Source organism: Flavobacterium hydrocarbonoxydans (assembly GCF_009789235.1).
GTDB classification, from domain to species: Bacteria; Bacteroidota; Bacteroidia; order Flavobacteriales; family Flavobacteriaceae; genus Flavobacterium; species Flavobacterium hydrocarbonoxydans.
This window is the reverse complement of the sequence record NZ_WSTB01000012.1, coordinates 68,820-87,079: the sequence shown is the minus strand read 5'-3', so window position 1 is coordinate 87,079 and position 18,260 is coordinate 68,820. Positions and strand designations below refer to the sequence as shown.

Sequence of the window (18,260 nt, the reverse complement as noted above, 5' to 3'; positions counted from 1 at the left end):
GATGGGTTGCCGCTTTGTTAGTTTTAAACTATTTTTGTGGAAAATTTTCCAAATGAAAAAAATACTTTCTCTTGTTTTATTGCAGGCTTTTACTTTTGGCTTTGCCCAAATAAAATTTAGCAAAACAGAAGCTGAAAAATTTCAGAAGACCATTAATGCGGAATATGCTGATGCTAAGACGAGTCCGTTGATGGAAGAGGATTTGAAGACTTTTAAAGCCCTGGATTTCTACCCGATAAACGGAAAATATTTTGTGAACGCCAAATTTGTAAAAGCGAAAAACGAAAAGGTGTTCGAAATGAAAACGACCGGAACCAGAACGCCAAAATACATTAAATACGGTACCGTTTTTTTTACTATTGATGGGAAATCACTAAAGTTGAACGTTTATAGAAATATAGAACTTTCTAAAACGGATGAATATAAAGACCATTTGTTTTTACCTTTTTCTGATTTGACTTCCGGGAAAGAAAGCTACATTGGCGGGCGATACATCGATTTGAAAATTCCGAAAGGACAAACAATTCCCATCGATTTTAATCAGGCTTACAATCCGTATTGCGCTTATAATCACAAATATTCCTGTCCGCTTGTACCTTTAGAAAATGATTTGAATATCGAAATTAAAGCAGGTGTAAAGACTTTTCATTAATGGAATTCTTTAATTTTCATACGCATCAGTTTACGAATCAATCCAATGTTCTGGAGCTGGTCAATCAATATCCAAACGAATTTGATGATGCGATTCCGTTTTATTCTATCGGAATTCATCCCTGGTATATTGTTGAAGAAAGACTTGAATCGGGTTTGAAAATTATAGAAGAAAAAGTACAGACTAAAAATTGTCTGGCCATAGGCGAATGTGGTCTCGATAAAAGAGTAGAAGTGCCGCTGGATTTGCAGATTGCCGTTTTTGAGAGACAATTGGCTTTGGCAGAAAAATATAAAAAACCGGTGGTGATACATTGTGTAGCTGCTTTTCAGGAAGTGATTGCGATTAAGAAAAAAATGAAAATTTCGGTTCCGATGATTGTACACGGATTTTCGAAAAACAGTCAGATAGCAAACCAATTAATTAAAGAAGGATTTTATATTTCGATTGGAAAATATTTACTGAGAAATCCCGAATTAAAAACAGTTTTTCAGGAATTTCCAAATAATAGATTTTTCCTGGAAACCGATACAATTGATGAAAATTTAGAACTGGTTTATCAATTAGCAGCAGATTATAAAGATTTATTAGTCAAAGATTTACAGGGGATTATCTCAAGTAATTTTAAGGAGGTATTTGGTTGTGAGATGTGAGATGTGAGATGTGGGTTGTGAGTTGGGAGATGTGAGTTTGGAAAACCTGAAACTTGAAACCTGAAACTTGAAACCTGAAACTTGAAACAAAGAAAACCTGAAACAAAAAAAAACAATAAACAACAATATATATATGGCAGAGTGGACGGAAAGAGCCGAGCTTTTATTTACGAAAGAGGGATTAGAAAATTTGCAAAACGCAAATGTTTTGGTAGTAGGTTTGGGCGGAGTAGGCTCATTTGCTGCTGAATTTTTGGCTAGAGCAGGAGTAGGAAAGATGACAATTGTAGATGGTGATGTAGTTGATATTACTAATATCAACAGGCAATTACCTGCTTTACATTCTACGGTTGGTCAGCCAAAAATTACGATTGTTGGTGATCGTCTGATGGATATTAATCCGGAACTAAAACTGACCAGAGTACAGGAGTTTCTTTCGCCAGAACGTGCTTTCGAAATTGTATCTGAAGAGTTTGATTATGTTTTGGATTGTATTGACAGTATTACCCCAAAACTAAATCTGATTATTGCCGCTAAACGCAAAAGAGTCAAAATTATCAGTAGTATGGGCGCTGGCGGGAAAATGCTGGCTTCTAAAGTTAAAGTGGCTGATATTTCTAACACCTTCAATTGCTACTTTTCTAAAACCATCAGAAAGCGTTTGAAAGAAGTAAAAATAAACAAACTGAAAGTGGTTTTTTCATCTGAAATTCAGGATAGCAAAAGCTTAAAACTAACCGACGGAAAAAATTATAAAAAATCATTCTACGGAACCAACAGCTATATGCCAGGTTTATTTGGCCTGCACGCTGCCGAAACAGTGATTAGATATTTGTTAAAGAAATAGTTACTAAGATGCTAAGGAACTAAGCTACTAAGATTTAAACTTAAAGCTAAAAAAACTTAGAACCTCAGAACCTTAGCATCTTAGCAACTCAAAAGAAAAAAAATGATAAAAACAGTAATTTTTGATATGGACGGCGTGATTGTCGATACAGAGCCCGTACATCGTTATGCGTATTACAAACAATTTTCGGAATTAAATATTGAGGTAAACGAAGAAATGTACACTTCGTTTACGGGATTTTCTACGCGCAATACATTTCAAACCCTAAAAAGCAATTTTCCGACAATCGAACACGAAGTCGAAGATTTGATTCAGCGCAAGCGAAATATTTTCAATGATGCTTTCGATACCAAAGAAGATTTGCTTTTGCTGGACGGAGTAGAAGATCTGATAAAAGATTTGTATCAGCATGGTATTCAGCTAATTTTGGCTTCTTCGGCTTCAAAAGTTACGATAGACAGGGTTTTTACGAGATTTAATTTGCATCAGTATTTCTCTCATATTGTAAGTGGCGAAGATTTTCCGCAATCAAAACCCAATCCGGCTATTTTTCTGCATGCCGCTTCGTTGTCGATTGCACCAAAAGAAAACTGTATTATTATCGAAGACAGTACCAATGGCGTAAAAGCGGCCAACGCTGCAGGTATTTTTTGCGTGGGTTATCATAGCGAACATTCTAAATTGCAGGATTTATCGACGGCTAATTTGGTAATCCATCATTTTAAGGAATTAAATGCCGAAATAATATCACAGCTTGATGCTTGAATTATGTAATATTTAACATTTGTTCCCTAATTGAATTTGTAAATTTGAACAAAACTAATACACTCACTAAAATGAAAAAAATACTTATTGCCTTAGCCGTTATTTTAACGCCATTTATTACAGAAGCACAAATAAAAACACCACAAGCGAGTCCGAAAGCAACAATCAAACAAACTGTAGGTTTAACAGATGTTGAAGTAGTTTATTCCAGACCAGGAGCAAGAGGAAGAGCCGTTTTTGGAAACTTAGTTCCGTTTGGAAAATTATGGAGAACCGGAGCTAACGAAAACACGATTATTTCCTTTAGTGACGATGTGGTGATTGATGGAAAAACATTAAAAAAAGGAAAATATTCGTTATATACCGTTCCAAGAATCGAAAGCTGGGATGTGATTTTCTATCTGGCAACAGACAACTGGGGATTACCGGAAAACTGGAACGAAGCAAACATAGCGTTGAAAACCACGGTTAAAGAAGACGCTTTGCCAACTCCTGTAGAGACTTTTACAATTGGTATCAATGGTTTAGATCCTAATTTTGCATATTTAGAAATGGCTTGGGAAAACTCTCATGTAGCACTTAAATTTGAAGTTCCAACTGCAAAAACAGCTACAGCCAGTATTCAAAAAACATTGAGTGGCGCAACCTGGAATGATTATTTTGCCGCTTCTCAATATCTTTTTCAATCCAACGGAAATATAGAAGATGCGAGAGCTTATGTTGATAAAGCTTTAGAAATGAGTACTGATAAACCTTTTTATGTTTCGCGCTTAAAATCATTGATTCAGGCAAAACAAGGTGATAAAGCAGGAGCAATCGAAACTGCAAAAATTTCTCTTGCAGCAGCAGAAGCAGCCAATAATCAGGATTACGTAAAAATGAATAAAGACAGCATTGCAGAGTGGAGCAGATAAATTTCTGCGAAATTTAAATTCCAATACTTTTTTAAATTCCAAAAAATAAATTCCAAATTCCAAAACTAAACATTTTGGAATTTGGATTTTTTTTTTGGAATTTGGAATTTAAAATATTGGAATTTGAGATTTTTGGAATTTAAAATTTAATTCATACTCGGTGATTCCGGAATTTTAATACTTTTTTTAGGCTTCTTAAGGAGTAATAAATAAAAAGTAATACCGCCCAAAATCACGAGCAAAGCAATTTGAAGCTGTCCCAAACTATTGTTGTTATTGTACATTTCGTTGGCGCTTGCCAGTTTTGTTTTCCCTTCCGCAACCTGAATTTTAGACATTAATTCTAAAGTTTCAATTGCCTGATCCGAAGTTTTTACGACCTCATTCCAGTTTTTATTTTTAGTATGAATGCTTATCGCAGTGCAGGAAACCATAAAGGCATCAAAATGTATTTTTTCTTTAGAGGTCAAAACGGTTTTTATGTACAATTTATCAATTTCATGAATCGTTTTAAGGGCAATAAAGATTTCTTCGCTTTTATGAATCGGATTCCGGGCATTTTGCGCTTCCGATTTTATAAAATGAATTTCGTTCAGATACTCAAAAATATAACCCGCCACAACCAGTCTGTCTTTATAAATCGCGTTGATATTCTCGTTTACATTTTTAGAATTTCGCAACGTATTATAGTTACTCAATACAATCACCAGCATTACAATCAGTAAAATAAAAGCCGCTTTGGTTTTATTGGTATATTGGCTCAATGCTTTCATAATTAAGGAATTAAATTATCTTTAAATTCAGGTTTATCAAAGATAATTATTTTCAGGAGCTATTTCCCGCTATCCGTTTCAATCTTTGTCTGGCTAAAGGAGCCAGACAAAGGATTTCCACTTCTATCGGGGCTAGGGCACTCGTTTTCATCAGAAAAATAAAAATATAAGTAAACTTAGTACCTCAGAACCTTAGCGCCTCTAAAAGAACCTTTTCCTGAACCAGAAAGCCACATTAACCAGCGCAATCAAAGCAGGAACTTCGACCAAAGGCCCAATAACACCCGCAAAAGCCTGCCCGCTATTAATCCCAAAAACACCAATCGCAACTGCAATCGCCAGTTCAAAATTATTTCCAGTAGCGGTAAAAGCAATCGCAGTGCTTTTAGAATAATCAGCACCAAAATACTTTCCGATAAAAAAACTAATTACAAACATGACAGTAAAATAAATCACCAAAGGAATCGCAATCAAAACAACATCCATCGGAATCTGTACAATCAATTCGCCTTTTAAGCTAAACATAAGTACAATCGTAAAAAGCAAAGCAATCAAAGTGATAGGAGAGATGAATGGCACATATTTTTCCTGAAACCATTTCTCGCCTTTAAGCTTTATCAAACCATAACGACTGATAATCCCAAGTAAAAACGGAATTCCGAGGTAAATCCCCACACTTTCAGCAATTTGCCCAATACTGATATTGACATTAAAACCTGTATAACCAAAATAAGGCGGCAAAATCGTGATAAAAACATACGCATAAACACTATAAAGTAACACCTGAAAAATACTATTTAAGGCAATTAATCCCGCAGCATATTCGCGGTTTCCATCGGCAAGGTCATTCCAGACAACAACCATCGCAATACAACGTGCCAATCCTATAAGTATTAGTCCAATCATGTATTCCGGATAGCCTTTTAAAAATAAAAGTGCTAACGCAAACATCAAGATCGGACCCACAATCCAATTTAGAAATAACGAAGCGCCTAAAACTTTTGTGTTTTTAAATACGTCTCCCATCTTATCATATTTCACTTTTGCCAATGGCGGATACATCATCAGAATTAGCCCAATTGCCAGCGGAATATTAGTCGTTCCGCTAGAAAACGAGTTGATAAAATTTCCGCTTGACGGAATAAAATAGCCAACAGAAACACCTATCAGCATGGCTAGAAAAATCCATAAGGTTAAAAACCGATCCAGAAAACCCAGTTTTTTTCTTTCTACAATTGGAGAACAGTGATTTAGGCTCATATTATTTTTTTATTTGAGAGAAAACATAAAACATTTCGGTTGCAATTTGCAAACTGCGTTCCTGATATTTTTCGTCTTGCTGAGGCGTATTGTCAAATGCTTTCGGATCCTCAAACGTAATCGGAATTCGTTTTTCTGCACCGGCGATAAACGGACAGCCACCATCGGCCTGAGAACAAGTCATAATAGCAGCAAAACCACTTTCTGGATTAAATGAATCATCATACGTTTTAGAAAAACCAATAATTGGTGCTTGATTCTCAGTAAATTTTATTGCGTAAACCGGATTGTTTTCTTCAGAAAGTTTCTGAATTTTAAATCCTGTTTTCGTCAATGTTTCCGCCACCTTCGAAAACATCGCCGTAGCTTCGGTTCCGCCAGAATAACAAAAAACATTTTGTATGCCGTAATAATGTGCCGCTGTCTGCCCCCAAACTTGCGATAAATGACTTCGTCTGGAATTGTGTGTACAAATCAAATTCAACCGAATATCTTCCTGGTTATCCACTTTCAACTGAATAAATTCAATCAGAGGTTTCAGAATGTTTTTGCGTTCAGCGGTTATTTCATTAAAATTAAAAGAGGAAACAGTTTGTTCTATTTCGGCAAATAAGTTCTTTTTTGGTGTCATATTTTGGTTTTAAAGATTAGCAGCATCCTCCGCCAGGAGTACAGGAATTAGCTGTGTCGGCATTAAGCTGGGTAAGTTTTAATTTTGGCTTTTCAGCAGGAATTCCACATTGATCCTGAGCTAAACAGGCTGTCTGTTTATTCAGTAATAAGAAATCTTTTCCGTTGAAACCTAAATCATATTTCCCGATAGTAGTGTCTTGGTATTCGACTTCAATTTCAAAATCTTCAATCCCGATAGCTATCGGGACCAAAACTTTCTCAGAAAGCGCTATAATATGATTAAGTTTGTTTGGTTTTAGGCGGTGTTCAAAATCATTGGCGTCCCAAAGCTGAAAGTTTACAACCGTTTCTTTACGAACAGTTCCGCCACAATCAATAAAATTTTTGGTGATGAAACCCACTTCGGTAACATGAAAATGTTCTGGCACGAAGTTTCCGTTAGGTAACTGAAAATTTACTGTTTCTACAGTTTCCAGTATGGTTTTAATTTCTGAAAGTTTCATAATAATAAAAGTTTAGTTGTTTATTGCAATATTGCGATAATTTAGAAATAAAAAAATGCTTTAACAGCACTTTTGATTGGTTACCGTTTGTATAATAGTAGAAAAATAATTTTTTAAAACGTCAAAAGTTTTTTCATCGATACAATAACATATCGCATTTCCTTCGATGTTTCCTTTAATAAGTCCAGCGTTTTTAAGCTCTTTCAAATGTTGAGAAACTGTTGGCTGAGCAAGAGGCAATTCGTTTACAATATCACCACAGATACATGTATTTACTTTTTGCAAATATTCAATTATAGCAATTCGGGCAGGATGACCTAATGCTTTAGCAATAATCGCAATTTGATTTTGTTGATCTGTAAAATGTTCCGTCTTAGTAGCCCCCATCTGTTTTATTTTTATATTGCAATATTACGATATAAAATTGTATTACAAAAGAAACTGCCTTATTATTTTGGTTTATGTTTTTAATTTACCACTTATGAGCAAGACGGAAGCCACGATAATTAACATTAATATCCAGAAAATGAAATGGCTAAGGGCAGACAATAAAAAGACCTTGATTTTTGGCATTTTATTAAAAAATCCCATGTTACTCCAAAAGATAAGCACGACATCAAGTGCATAAATAATATTGGTAATTGTGGCGATATGTGGAGTTCCGTAGTAATAATATAGTAAGGGAAATGTCGCTATATGGGCAAAAAGCTTTTGCGATGCCTTGAACGTATTCAAAATAAAGTATTCTACAAAGTTATACCCTTGTTTTCTAAACGCGATCCAGGTACCTATTGTATAAATCGGAATGGTGGCAATGGTGATCCAGGAAAAATGTGTAGCCATCCATTCGTTGAAATCATGATAGTCAAATTCAGACTCTGTGGGATCCGGAAATAGATTAAGATCAAATTTATGATATAAAAAACCATACATACCCGCCAAAAGTAAAACTAAGGAAAGGGGTTTAAAATGATTTACTCTTTTTCCTTCTATGAATTCCCGGATAGAATCTCCTGGTCTGGTAAACAATGCTTTAAACGAATATAAAATCCCTTTGTCAAAATGAAACAATCCGTGCTGAATGTCATGCCATAAAAAGTGCCTGTTGATGCGGTGCGTATCGGCAGGCTGACTACAATTATTACAATAATTACCTTCGTAAACATGCTGACAGTTTTTACAGGTTATTTCCATCTGTGGTATTTTTTTGAATTGCTTATTGATATAAAAATTACGGTTTACAAATCTAATCTTTGGTTTTAACTGATTTAAATCCATTTGGATACATAATAGCCAATAAAACACAAATCAGTAAAAAGTTATATTCAACACCATTTCTGCCACCGCCCACAACAAACCAGCCTTCCTGAAAGTGTACTAAAACAATTCCCATAATGAGCACAAAAATCGTTACAAATCCAGCTGGTTTAATGTATTTATTCAAAATAAAAAGTATTGCTGCAACGATATGAGACAGCTTGACAGACCAGGCAATAAGTACTCCAAAAGGAGCAAACCCAATCTGATTGAGGTATAAATTCCCAAAATCATTAATTCCGTTATTAAACATTCCAAAGACAGAATGGGTGAGTAGTATAATAGCAACAGCAATCCTTAAAAGTAGAGTTCCGTTCATGATTTTGAATTTAATTCAATAAAAATAATAAAAAAATGCCTATCAAAATAAATGAATAGGCATTTTAAATAGTTGATATGTAAGGTTTTTTAAACTTTTCCTAACGTATATAATTGCTCCATAGTAGGGGTTAGACTTCCTCCGGCTGGTTCCAGTGTGATTCCAAATGCTTCTGCAGAAACCGTTTGATCAACTGCAAAAATCTTTTGTTCATTTCCTTCAAAATTACTTAACAAACCAATACTCGTAGGCGTAAGAACCGGACTCAGTTTAAGCGCCCAAACCTGATATACCATTCCTTTAGGAGGTTTTGGTAAACCGGCAGCATCAATATAAGTAGTTCTGGTTTCTTTGTTCCAATACACTTTTGCAAATGATTTTGGAGATACAGCCTGACCACCCAATGTTACACCCGTATTTTTGATGTCTCTTACAATGTTTAAACTTTTCTCTACTTCGGCTGTTTTTTGCCCTAAGAAAGCATAATCACGTTCTATTTTGGTCTTTTCATTACCAATAGTAGAGATCGCTTCTTTGGTTTCGTTCAATTGCAGGGTTTGATATCCAACGCCTAATAGCAGGAGTACTGCAGCAGCCCAGCCAGCATATTCTGACCAGCGTGAAGCAGGTTTCATCTCGACTACTTTGCCGTGTTTCAATTCTAAACGTGCTTTTATTTTTTCGAAATTTGCTACCGAATGAAATGGGGAGAAACTAGATGATAAGGCCACAATGGCTTTTTCTATCGAAATAATTTCCTGATCGACTTCGGGGTTCTTTTTTGCCAGTTCGGCTATTTCCAGATTTTCAGTTTCGGTTAATAAACCATAAACATATAGCTCTAGAATTCCTGATTCTATATATTCTTGTGCTTCCATTATATTTTTAAATAATTACGTAGGTCGTTAATACAGTTTCTGTTTTGTGTCTTGATAGTTCCCAGCGGCATGGCTAGCTCTTCTGATGCTTCTTGCTGGGTATATCCTTTGAAAAATAATAAATCGATTATCTCGATACATTTTGGTTTTAGTTTTTTTACAAACTCTTGTATTCCAATAGTATCAATTCTGTTCGTTAATTTATTACTGTCATCTAACAGATGTACGAAATTATCAGAGGAAAGGTTTTTTTGACTGTTGTTAAAGTTTTTAGAACGTAGTTTATCAATTGATGTATTGCGGGCTATATTAAGGATCCAGGTATAAAACCGGCCTTTCCCTTCATTATACGAATCGATGTTTTTCCAGATTTTAACAAAGACTTCCTGGAGTACATCTTCGGCTTCTTCGCGATTTTTTATTAGAACGTTAATGACCGAAAAGAGACTTTTCGAATACATATCATACAAATAGGTAAAAGCTCTTTCGTCTTTCTTGTAAATTAAAACTAACAATTCTTCCTGACTCATAAATTTAGGTTTTTACTGATACAAACGAACACATTTTAGGTTGAAAATTCGGATTGTGGAAATATTTTTAATAAAGATAATTGATTTTTTTATGAATATCCTAATTTTTTTAAGAATCAAATGCCCAGTAAAATAAGGGATGTTTAAAATAATTAACTTTTTTTTAGTCTTTTTTAAAACCAAAACCAATCCTACTGCGTAAATGCAATTATAACTTTTAATTAATTTCAAAATGAAAAAACCAAAAATGATATTAGGCCTTGCGTTCGTTGCAATTGCAGGTTTAATTTTAGTAGCAGCTGACCATATTGATGCGCCAGCAACAATGACAGGCGATTCGGGAGATATTACAGACGTTTATGCTTTTCAGGGACAAGACACCAATAATTTGGTTTTTGCTGTAAACACACAAGGGCTTTTAAGTCCTAATGCTACAACAACGGCAAAATTTAGCGAAAACGTTTTGGTTGAAATCAACATCGACAACAATGCAGACAATGTTGAAGATTTAGTTATTCAGGCTATTAAGCGTGGAGACAAAATGTACTTTTTTGGTCCATATAAACCATCAGCTACCGGAGCATCAAGTACTATTTCTACAAGTGCAGCTTCAGGAAGTGTTGCTATCTCTGCTTATGGAGCAACTCCTGTAACAAGTACTAATAATGGTATGAAGTTTTTTGCCGGACCAAGAGATGATCCTTTCTTCTTTGATTTAGGTCAGTTCAAAGCCATTTTGGGTGGTACAGCTACAGGATTTAATAATCCGGGTACAGACACTTTTGCTGGTACAAACGTAATGGCTATTGTGGTTGAAGTGCCTAAAACAATGTTAGGTGGAACTTCTTCTCTAAATGTTTGGGCCGAAACTAAAAAGAAACAATAATAGTAACTACTAATCAAAAAAATTAAGGTCATGAAGAACATAAACAAATTCAATATACTAATAGTAGCACTTACAGGTGTACTAACTTTTACAAGTTGCGACGATAATGATAATAATGATAACAACGAACCAACCGTTGATTTCTCAGGAACTTACGTGCAACAGGATCAAATGGCGAGACCTGCTATAAATACTGTTTTTATTGCTGCCGGAGCGCCTAAGGATGAATTCAACAGTACTATTCCTTCGATGATGGGAACCAAATATCAAATGGTTTTTCAGGATAGATTGATGGCATTAAATGCCGGATATACTACAAATGCTTTAGGGATGGATGCGGCTACTTTTACCGGAGCACTAGCTACAGATGTATTAAATGTATCCAAAACCGGAAAAACAACTTTCTTCGACGGAACCAATGTCTTAACCGGAAGAGCTTTGGCTGATGATGTTATCGATGTGGAGTTATTACTGATTTTCGGCGGACCAATGGGTACTTCTAATCCAGGACTAACTTCTGATCATGTAGATGCTAATGATAAAGCTTTCTTAACAGCATTCCCTTATCTGGCTGGAGCCTGGTAAAATAAAGTAAAAAACAGAGCGATATTCTATTGCTCTGTTTTTTAAACCATCTTTCCCAAACACAATCAATCACACCAAATACGTTAGAACATGAAAACTATAAAAATAGCCGTACTACTGGTATTTACCCTAATATTTCTTTTCAGTTGCACTAACACGGAGAAAAAAATTACCAAAACTTCAGATTACGAAAAATACCTGAATCTTAAAGAAAATAAATCACTTGATTTTGCCAATAAAGAAATTGATTTCTGGCAAAAAAAATTTGATGCTGCTCCTAATCAAATTAGTTATTTGAGTCCAATTGCGGCTAACTACACTACATGTTTTGTCCATACAGGTAATATTAATGACTTATATAAAGCGGAAGCCTTATTGGTTTTATCAAATCAGACTTACAGTTATTCTAAAGTTTCGACTATTAGAGCATTGGCCCGAAATTACATTTCGCAGCATCGTTTCAAAGAAGCTTTACTGCTTGCCAACAAAGCGCTTGCGATTGGCGAAGGTAAAAAAGAAACACAAAAACTGCTGTTTGATGTGCAGATGGAAATGGGAAACTATGACGAAGCCAAAAAAAATCTAAGTGCGATAAAAGACATGAACGATTTTGATTACCTGATTCGTCTGGCCAAATGGAACGATCATATAGGAGATCTTGACACCGCTATCGGATTTATGGAAACGGCCCGTGATATTGCTGATAAATACGAGAACAAAGCATTACAAATCTGGTCGTACTCTAATCTGGGAGATTTTTACGGTCACGCCGGAAGAATCAAACAATCGTACGAAAGTTACCTAAAAACATTAGAACTGGATCCTAATGACGCTTATGCTTTAAAAGGAATTGCCTGGATTGCTTTTTCTTACGAAAGAAATACAGCCGAAGCGAACAGAATCATTGATGCAATCCTGAAAACACATAAAACACCAGACTTCTATTTGCTTAAATCACAAATTGCACAATACGAAGGAAATAAAGCTAAAGAAAAACAATATAAGGATGCGTATTTTAAAATGCTAAACGAGTATAATTATGGCGCTATGTATAATAAATACAATGTTTTAGTATATGCTGATACCAAATCGACAGCACAAAAAGCCCTTGAAATTGCCAAAATCGAAATAGAACACAGACCAACACCAGATTCGTATGATTTACTGGCTTGGTCGTACTATAATTTAGGCGAAAATAAAAAAGCACTCGAAATTGCTCAGACTCATATAGTTGGAAAAACATTTGAACCGAATGTACAATATCATTTGGCGATGATTTACAAATCCAATAATTTTATCGCAGAAATTAAGCCTATTAAAGAAGAATTATCTAAAAGTAGTTTTGAATTAGGGCCAAATTTTGATAATAAAATAAAACAATTGTAACAGAATCATTCCAAACAAACCAATCAAAATCAAATGAGAAAACTAGCTATGTTATTGCTGATACTTTTTAGTGTCAAGGGATATAATCAGGTTCAAAAAGGTTCAATAGTTGATGCTTTCGGACTTCCAATCGAAAATGTTTATATATACAATACAGAGACACAGAGTCATGCACATACCAATCAATTTGGAATTTTTAGCATTGTAAACACCAATATAGGAAATCATTTAGAGGTAAGTGCACTGGGGTATAAAAAAACAATTTTCACTATAACCGAAGCATCAGCTATTTTAATTACACTTGAAGAGAATAGTTTTCAACTGAATGAGGTCATTATTCAACCTAAACTTTCAGCCATGAATGTTATTTCAAAAATAGATCTAGAAACGACACCCGTAAATTCTTCACAGGAAATTTTACGCAAGGTTCCGGGTTTGTTTATTGGGCAGCATGCGGGAGGTGGTAAGGCTGAACAAATATTCCTCAGAGGATTTGATATAGATCATGGTACTGATATTGGACTTTCGGTTGATGGAATGCCGGTTAATATGGTTTCGCATGCACACGGACAAGGGTATGCTGATCTGCACTTTGTAATTCCGGAAACGGTAGATAAAATTGACTTTGGCAAAGGTACTTATTATGCTAACAAAGGCGATTTTACGACAGCCGGTTACGTAGATTTTAAAACCAAAGATAAATTAGAGAACAGCAGTATTGGTATGGAAGTAGGGCAGTTCAATACGTTTAGAACTGTAGGATTGTTTGATCTTTTAGGAAAACAAAAACGTCAGAGCGCTTATATTGCTACCGAATACATTCTAACTGATGGTCCTTTTGATTCTCCTCAAAACTTCAACCGTCTTAATCTGTTGGGTAAATATTCTGCTATTCTGGATAATAACAGTACATTTTCGGTATTGGGATCTCATTTTTCCAGCAAATGGGACGCATCAGGACAAATTCCGCAACGATTGGTTGATGCCGGAACTATTTCAAGATTTGGTTCTGTTGATGATACCGAGGGAGGAAATACGTCCAGAACAAATTTTAGTGCTTCATTGACTAAACCAATTGACGAAAATACCTTTATAAAAGCGAATACTTTTTATAGCAATTATCAATTTGAGCTCTATTCTAATTTCACTTTCTTTTTAGACGATCCTATTAATGGTGATCAGATTAAACAGAAAGAAGATCGTGATATATATGGTGTAAATGCCGAGTTAAACAAAAAAGTAGTCTATAGCAACTTCGATATTCTTTATCAGGTAGGAGTGGGTGTTCGTGCCGATGCCACTACAGATACAGAGCTTTCGCATACATTAAACCGAAGCACAGTTTTAGAACCCATAAAACTAGGGGATATAGATCAGTCTAATTTATTTACATATCTGAATACCGAATTTCATTTTGGTAAACTAATTATCAATCCGGCAGTTAGAGTTGATTATTTCAAGTTTAATTATCAGGACAAGTTAATGATGAATTATAAAACGCAATCGGAGAATAAAACTAAGGTGTCGCCTAAATTAAACTTTATTTTCTCTCCAAGTAATGATCTGCAGTTTTACTTAAAAACAGGTATGGGATTCCATTCTAATGATACGAGAGTGGTGGTTGAAAATCAGGGGAAAGAAATTCTGCCTACCGCTATCGGAACTGATATCGGTACTATCTGGAAACCATTTCCTAAACTAATAATTAACTCAGCCGTATGGTATTTATATCTGGAACAGGAATTTGTTTATGTGGGCGATGCCGGTATTGTAGAGCCAAGCGGAAAAACCAAACGCTACGGAGCTGATTTAGGTATTCGTTACCAGTTAAGCGATTACTTCTTTTTTGATCTTGATGCTAATTATACGCATGCCCGAAGTATTGATGATCCGGAAGGACAAAACTATATTCCGCTAGCACCTGATTTTACTACTACAGGTGGAATCAGTTTCCAGAAATGGAATGGCTTTTCGGGAGGTATCCGTTACCGATATTTAGACAGCCGTCCGGCAAATGAAGATAATTCTATTGTAGCCAAAGGTTATTTTATTGCCGATTGTAATGTGAATTATGATTATAAAAATATGACGTTCGGGGTTTCAGTCGAAAATTTATTCAATTCAGAATGGAATGAGACACAATTTGCTACCGAATCCAGATTACAGAATGAGCCTGAGAGTGTCGAAGAAATTCATTTTACACCAGGTACACCGTTTTTTCTAAAAGCCAGGGTTACTTATAAATTTTAAGTTCATGGTTTGATTTGTTTGTTTTGGGGAGAAGCCTAGCGTCTGATTAACGCTAGGCTTCGTTTTTTATGGGAGCTTGTTGAGACGGTTTCATTTCTAAAGAAACCAGCTGTTTTTTGGTACCAACCTGAGATTGATTATTATTTTAATTAAGTAACGTTGGGTGAAATTATATTTAACACATAGAAACATAGCCTATTGAAGTCAAAAAAGGCGTTTCACTTGCATTAAAACAGATAGCTATGTTTGAAGAAACGAGTTTCTTTTTGATTTACTTTTTTTTAAAATTATAAAACCTATGTTTTCTATGTGTTTAATTAAATAATATTTTATAAAACAGGATGAATAGCCTCCAACTTTAGTTGGAGATTAGTAAAATTAAAAGTGAATGGGCTTTAGCCAAATTATAAGCGAATCTAGTATTCGGCTAAAGCCTTTATGATACCACAAATTATAACCATCCAGCTAAAGCTGGAGGCTATTCAATCATAATCGGGCTTCTATTGTCCGGATACGGTACTGCTAATCTCTTTTGGCTTTGCCAAAACTCAAAGTTTTTGTATATAAAACAGGATGAATAGCCTCCAACTTTAGTTGGAGATTAGTAAAATTAAAAGTGTTTGGGCTTTAGCCAAATTATAAGCGAATCTAGTATTTGGCTAAAGCCTTTATGATACCACAAATTGTAACCATTCAGCTAAAGCTGGAGGCTATTCAACCTCAATTGCGGTCATACTGTCCAAATGCCCTACAGTAATCCCTTTTGGCTTTGCCAAAAATAGTATGAATAGCCTCCAACTTTAGTTGGAGATTAGTAAAATTAAAAGTGTATGGGCTTTTGCCAAATTATAAGCGAATCTAGTATTTGGCTAAAGCCTTTATGATACCACAAATTATAACCATCCAGCTAAAGCTGGACGCTATTCAACCTCAATTGCGGTCATACTGTCCAAATGCCCTACAGTTATCCCTTTTGGCTTTGCCAAAAATAGAATGAATAGCCTCCAACTTTAGTTGGAGATTAGTAAAATTAAAAGTGAATGGGCTTTAGCCAAATTATAAGCGAATCTAGTATTTGGCTAAAGTCTTTACGATACCACAAATTATAACCATCCAGCTAAAGTTGGAGGCTATTCAATCATAATCGGGCTTCTCCTGTCCGGATGCGGTACTGCTAATCTCTTTTGGCTTTGCCAAAACTCAAAGTTTTTGTATATAAAACAGGATGAATAGCCTCCAACTTTAGTTGGAGATTAGCAAGATTTAAAGTGAATAGGCTTTAGCCAAATTATAAGCGAATCTAGTATTCGGCTAAAGCCTTTACGATACCACAAATTGTAACCATCCAGCTAAAGCTGGAGGCTATTCAACCTCAATTGCGGTCATACTGTCCAAATGCCCTACAATTATCCCTTTTGGCTTTGCCAAAAATAGAATGAATAGCCTCCAACTTTAGTTGGAGATTAGCAAGATTTAAAGTGAATAGGCTTTAGCCAAATTAAAAACGAATCTAGTATTCGGCTAAAGCCTTTACGATACCACAAATTGTAACCATCCAGCTAAAGCTGGAGGCTATTCAATCATAATCGGACTTCTACTGTCCGGATGCGGTACTGCTAATCCCTTTTGGCTTTGCCAAAACATAGATGACCATAGATTTTTTATACCTGATAAGTATTAGGAATGAAAATCTTTTTTGATTAATTTTATAAAAAATATAAACAATGAAAACACTCGTATATTTAGCTTCAATCGCTTTGGTTTTTGCTGCAACAACGCTGCAGGCACAAACAAGTAAACAAACCTCTAATAAAGATAAGCTCATGACAAAAGAAACGATCTATCAGTTTAAAGTACAGGATTTATCGGGAGATACCTTTGATTTTGCTTCCTTAAAAGGAAAGAAGGTGATGATAGTAAACACGGCTTCTAAATGTGGATTAACGCCACAATACAAAGATCTGGAAGCGATTTACAAAGAATACAAAGACCAGGGATTTACAATTGTTGGGTTTCCGGCTAATAACTTTGCAGGACAGGAGCCAGGTACTAATGAAGAAATTGGTGCTTTTTGCCAACAAAACTATGGTGTAACGTTCCCGATGATGGACAAGGTTTCTGTAAAAGGAGATGATATGTGTGAAGTATATAAATTCTTAACTCAGAAATCTAAAAACGGTTTACAGGATTCTGAAGTAGAATGGAATTTTCAAAAATACCTTATCAATGAAAAAGGAGAACTGGCAAAAGTAATACACCCGAAAACATTACCTACAGATCCGGAGGTTATCAACTGGATTAAAAGTTAGATTTTAAAACAAACTCAATACGAATCCACAAACCAGCAGTTTCAAACTGTAGGTTTGTGGATTTTTTTATGGCTAAAACTAAGCTGGCTTGTAAAGGTTTTATGTAGCATAGCTAAAGAGGAAATCTTTACTGCATAGAACTAGTTCTACATCCCGTATAGAACTAGTTCGAGCGCAAAATCACTAAATTAGGGTATTGCAGTATTAGATTTTATTTATCAATTTCACCTGAAAGAAATTACTGATATAAAAAGAGTTTCTTTCGCTGATGAAATAATATAAACCAATAAAAGTAAAAGTATGTCATTAAAGAATTTAAGCCCATCACCTTATACGCCAACTGAAAAAACAGCAGCTTTAAACCACCTCGAAGCCATAGAAGCAACACTATCGGATAAATTTAAAACATTGTCGAGTGCAGATCGGTTAAAGTTTGGGAGCGTGCACGAGCAGAACAAGCTTCTTATTAATAAAGTACGGGATTTAAGAGACAGTCAGCCCGTTTTGTGCTGTCCGGATATCGACTGGAATAAGTTTTTAGAAGATATAGAATCAAGGGAGTTTTTGCAAAATTATATTATGCGTTTAGAAAACCTGCTAATCAACCTTAAAAACAATAAAATCCTGCATGATTACGATAATTATCAGGCTGCACTTACGGATTATGATTATGCCAAATTCAAAAAGAATTCTAACAACTTTGGCTATGAGTCTAAAGTAATAGAACTGGCACAATTTTTTAATAGAACGGGAACGACAGTTTCAAGAAAGCCAACCGAAGATTCGGAATAACTATAAAA

At 35.1% G+C, this 18,260-nt stretch carries 18 protein-coding genes and 1 pseudogene; 10 read left to right on the top strand and 9 right to left on the bottom strand.

The annotated features are described in order from the left end of the window. Positions 1 to 52 precede the first annotated feature (52 nt). The 5 genes from GON26_RS18395 to GON26_RS18375 all read left to right on the top strand — a co-directional run bounded on the left by GON26_RS18395 (position 53) and on the right by GON26_RS18375 (position 3,831). Positions 53 to 652 carry a DUF1684 domain-containing protein gene (locus GON26_RS18395; RefSeq protein ID WP_160376234.1) on the top strand — a complete coding sequence of 200 codons (600 nt, stop codon included), beginning with the start codon at positions 53 to 55 and terminating at the stop codon, positions 650 to 652. Continuing rightward, positions 652 to 1,305, top strand: coding sequence for a TatD family hydrolase (locus GON26_RS18390; protein WP_160376233.1), 654 nt, complete (start codon positions 652 to 654; stop codon positions 1,303 to 1,305). Before GON26_RS18395 ends, GON26_RS18390 begins: the two co-directional genes overlap by 1 nt. 133 nt (positions 1,306 to 1,438) lie before the next feature. Further along, positions 1,439 to 2,152: a tRNA threonylcarbamoyladenosine dehydratase gene (locus tag GON26_RS18385; RefSeq protein WP_160376232.1), complete on the top strand. Its 714-nt coding sequence runs from the start codon at positions 1,439 to 1,441 to the stop codon at positions 2,150 to 2,152. A gap of 102 nt (positions 2,153 to 2,254) precedes the next feature. Next, on the top strand, positions 2,255 to 2,917 hold the full coding sequence (locus GON26_RS18380; protein ID WP_160376231.1) for an HAD family hydrolase: 663 nt from the start codon (positions 2,255 to 2,257) through the stop codon (positions 2,915 to 2,917). Between the two features lie 71 nt (positions 2,918 to 2,988). After that, positions 2,989 to 3,831 carry a DUF2911 domain-containing protein gene (locus tag GON26_RS18375; protein WP_160376230.1) on the top strand — a complete coding sequence of 281 codons (843 nt, stop codon included), beginning with the start codon at positions 2,989 to 2,991 and terminating at the stop codon, positions 3,829 to 3,831. 146 nt (positions 3,832 to 3,977) lie between these two features. Here the strand turns inward: GON26_RS18375 and GON26_RS18370 are convergent, their stop codons facing one another. The 9 genes from GON26_RS18370 to GON26_RS18330 all read right to left on the bottom strand — a co-directional run bounded on the left by GON26_RS18370 (position 3,978) and on the right by GON26_RS18330 (position 10,044). Beyond that, positions 3,978 to 4,604, bottom strand: a complete 627-nt coding sequence (locus GON26_RS18370; protein WP_160376229.1) for an MCP four helix bundle domain-containing protein — start codon at positions 4,602 to 4,604, stop codon at positions 3,978 to 3,980. Between the two features lie 201 nt (positions 4,605 to 4,805). Continuing rightward, positions 4,806 to 5,864, bottom strand: a complete 1,059-nt coding sequence (gene arsB / locus GON26_RS18365; RefSeq protein ID WP_160376228.1) for an ACR3 family arsenite efflux transporter — start codon at positions 5,862 to 5,864, stop codon at positions 4,806 to 4,808. 1 nt (position 5,865) lies between these two features. Next, the gene (locus GON26_RS18360) at positions 5,866 to 6,495 is read right to left on the bottom strand and encodes an arsenate-mycothiol transferase ArsC (RefSeq protein WP_160376227.1); all 630 of its coding nucleotides are present in this window, start codon (positions 6,493 to 6,495) and stop codon (positions 5,866 to 5,868) included. A gap of 16 nt (positions 6,496 to 6,511) precedes the next feature. Then, a complete protein-coding gene (locus GON26_RS18355) occupies positions 6,512 to 7,000 on the bottom strand; it encodes a DUF6428 family protein (protein ID WP_160376226.1) in 489 nt (162 codons plus the stop codon). 60 nt (positions 7,001 to 7,060) lie between these two features. Next, positions 7,061 to 7,387, bottom strand: coding sequence for an ArsR/SmtB family transcription factor (locus GON26_RS18350; protein WP_160376225.1), 327 nt, complete (start codon positions 7,385 to 7,387; stop codon positions 7,061 to 7,063). 72 nt (positions 7,388 to 7,459) lie between these two features. Further along, positions 7,460 to 8,194: a DUF3667 domain-containing protein gene (locus GON26_RS18345; protein WP_160376224.1), complete on the bottom strand. Its 735-nt coding sequence runs from the start codon at positions 8,192 to 8,194 to the stop codon at positions 7,460 to 7,462. A 52-nt stretch (positions 8,195 to 8,246) separates the two neighbouring features. Beyond that, on the bottom strand, positions 8,247 to 8,636 hold the full coding sequence (locus GON26_RS18340) for a DoxX family protein (RefSeq protein WP_160376223.1): 390 nt from the start codon (positions 8,634 to 8,636) through the stop codon (positions 8,247 to 8,249). Between the two features lie 89 nt (positions 8,637 to 8,725). Further along, positions 8,726 to 9,514, bottom strand: coding sequence for an anti-sigma factor (locus tag GON26_RS18335; protein WP_160376222.1), 789 nt, complete (start codon positions 9,512 to 9,514; stop codon positions 8,726 to 8,728). After that, positions 9,514 to 10,044 carry an RNA polymerase sigma factor gene (locus GON26_RS18330; RefSeq protein WP_160376221.1) on the bottom strand — a complete coding sequence of 177 codons (531 nt, stop codon included), beginning with the start codon at positions 10,042 to 10,044 and terminating at the stop codon, positions 9,514 to 9,516. Before GON26_RS18330 ends, GON26_RS18335 begins: the two co-directional genes overlap by 1 nt. Before the next feature lie 232 nt (positions 10,045 to 10,276). Between GON26_RS18330 and GON26_RS21915 the strand changes: the two are divergent. From GON26_RS21915 to GON26_RS18300, 5 genes and pseudogenes are all read left to right on the top strand, one after another. Beyond that, positions 10,277 to 11,515: pseudogene (locus GON26_RS21915) on the top strand (DUF4331 family protein). Between the two features lie 90 nt (positions 11,516 to 11,605). Next, positions 11,606 to 12,901, top strand: coding sequence for a tetratricopeptide repeat protein (locus tag GON26_RS18315; RefSeq protein ID WP_160376218.1), 1,296 nt, complete (start codon positions 11,606 to 11,608; stop codon positions 12,899 to 12,901). Between the two features lie 33 nt (positions 12,902 to 12,934). Next, positions 12,935 to 15,151 carry a TonB-dependent receptor gene (locus GON26_RS18310; RefSeq protein WP_160376217.1) on the top strand — a complete coding sequence of 739 codons (2,217 nt, stop codon included), beginning with the start codon at positions 12,935 to 12,937 and terminating at the stop codon, positions 15,149 to 15,151. A 1,724-nt stretch (positions 15,152 to 16,875) separates the two neighbouring features. Then, entirely contained in the window at positions 16,876 to 17,460 is a 585-nt protein-coding gene (locus tag GON26_RS18305; RefSeq protein WP_160376216.1) for a glutathione peroxidase, read from the top strand. Between the two features lie 300 nt (positions 17,461 to 17,760). Next, a complete protein-coding gene (locus GON26_RS18300) occupies positions 17,761 to 18,252 on the top strand; it encodes a hypothetical protein (RefSeq protein ID WP_160376215.1) in 492 nt (163 codons plus the stop codon). The last annotated feature ends 8 nt before the right edge of the window (positions 18,253 to 18,260 follow it).

Coding starts and splice junctions, on each gene's coding strand:
- GON26_RS18395 (WP_160376234.1), top strand. CDS start 53: ATGAAAAAAATACTTTCTCTTGTTTTATTGCAGGCTTTTACTTTTGGC.
- GON26_RS18390 (WP_160376233.1), top strand. CDS start 652: ATGGAATTCTTTAATTTTCATACGCATCAGTTTACGAATCAATCCAAT.
- GON26_RS18385 (WP_160376232.1), top strand. CDS start 1,439: ATGGCAGAGTGGACGGAAAGAGCCGAGCTTTTATTTACGAAAGAGGGA.
- GON26_RS18380 (WP_160376231.1), top strand. CDS start 2,255: ATGATAAAAACAGTAATTTTTGATATGGACGGCGTGATTGTCGATACA.
- GON26_RS18375 (WP_160376230.1), top strand. CDS start 2,989: ATGAAAAAAATACTTATTGCCTTAGCCGTTATTTTAACGCCATTTATT.
- GON26_RS18370 (WP_160376229.1), bottom strand. CDS start 4,604: ATGAAAGCATTGAGCCAATATACCAATAAAACCAAAGCGGCTTTTATT.
- arsB (WP_160376228.1), bottom strand. CDS start 5,864: ATGAGCCTAAATCACTGTTCTCCAATTGTAGAAAGAAAAAAACTGGGT.
- GON26_RS18360 (WP_160376227.1), bottom strand. CDS start 6,495: ATGACACCAAAAAAGAACTTATTTGCCGAAATAGAACAAACTGTTTCC.
- GON26_RS18355 (WP_160376226.1), bottom strand. CDS start 7,000: ATGAAACTTTCAGAAATTAAAACCATACTGGAAACTGTAGAAACAGTA.
- GON26_RS18350 (WP_160376225.1), bottom strand. CDS start 7,387: ATGGGGGCTACTAAGACGGAACATTTTACAGATCAACAAAATCAAATT.
- GON26_RS18345 (WP_160376224.1), bottom strand. CDS start 8,194: ATGGAAATAACCTGTAAAAACTGTCAGCATGTTTACGAAGGTAATTAT.
- GON26_RS18340 (WP_160376223.1), bottom strand. CDS start 8,636: ATGAACGGAACTCTACTTTTAAGGATTGCTGTTGCTATTATACTACTC.
- GON26_RS18335 (WP_160376222.1), bottom strand. CDS start 9,514: ATGGAAGCACAAGAATATATAGAATCAGGAATTCTAGAGCTATATGTT.
- GON26_RS18330 (WP_160376221.1), bottom strand. CDS start 10,044: ATGAGTCAGGAAGAATTGTTAGTTTTAATTTACAAGAAAGACGAAAGA.
- GON26_RS18315 (WP_160376218.1), top strand. CDS start 11,606: ATGAAAACTATAAAAATAGCCGTACTACTGGTATTTACCCTAATATTT.
- GON26_RS18310 (WP_160376217.1), top strand. CDS start 12,935: ATGAGAAAACTAGCTATGTTATTGCTGATACTTTTTAGTGTCAAGGGA.
- GON26_RS18305 (WP_160376216.1), top strand. CDS start 16,876: ATGAAAACACTCGTATATTTAGCTTCAATCGCTTTGGTTTTTGCTGCA.
- GON26_RS18300 (WP_160376215.1), top strand. CDS start 17,761: ATGTCATTAAAGAATTTAAGCCCATCACCTTATACGCCAACTGAAAAA.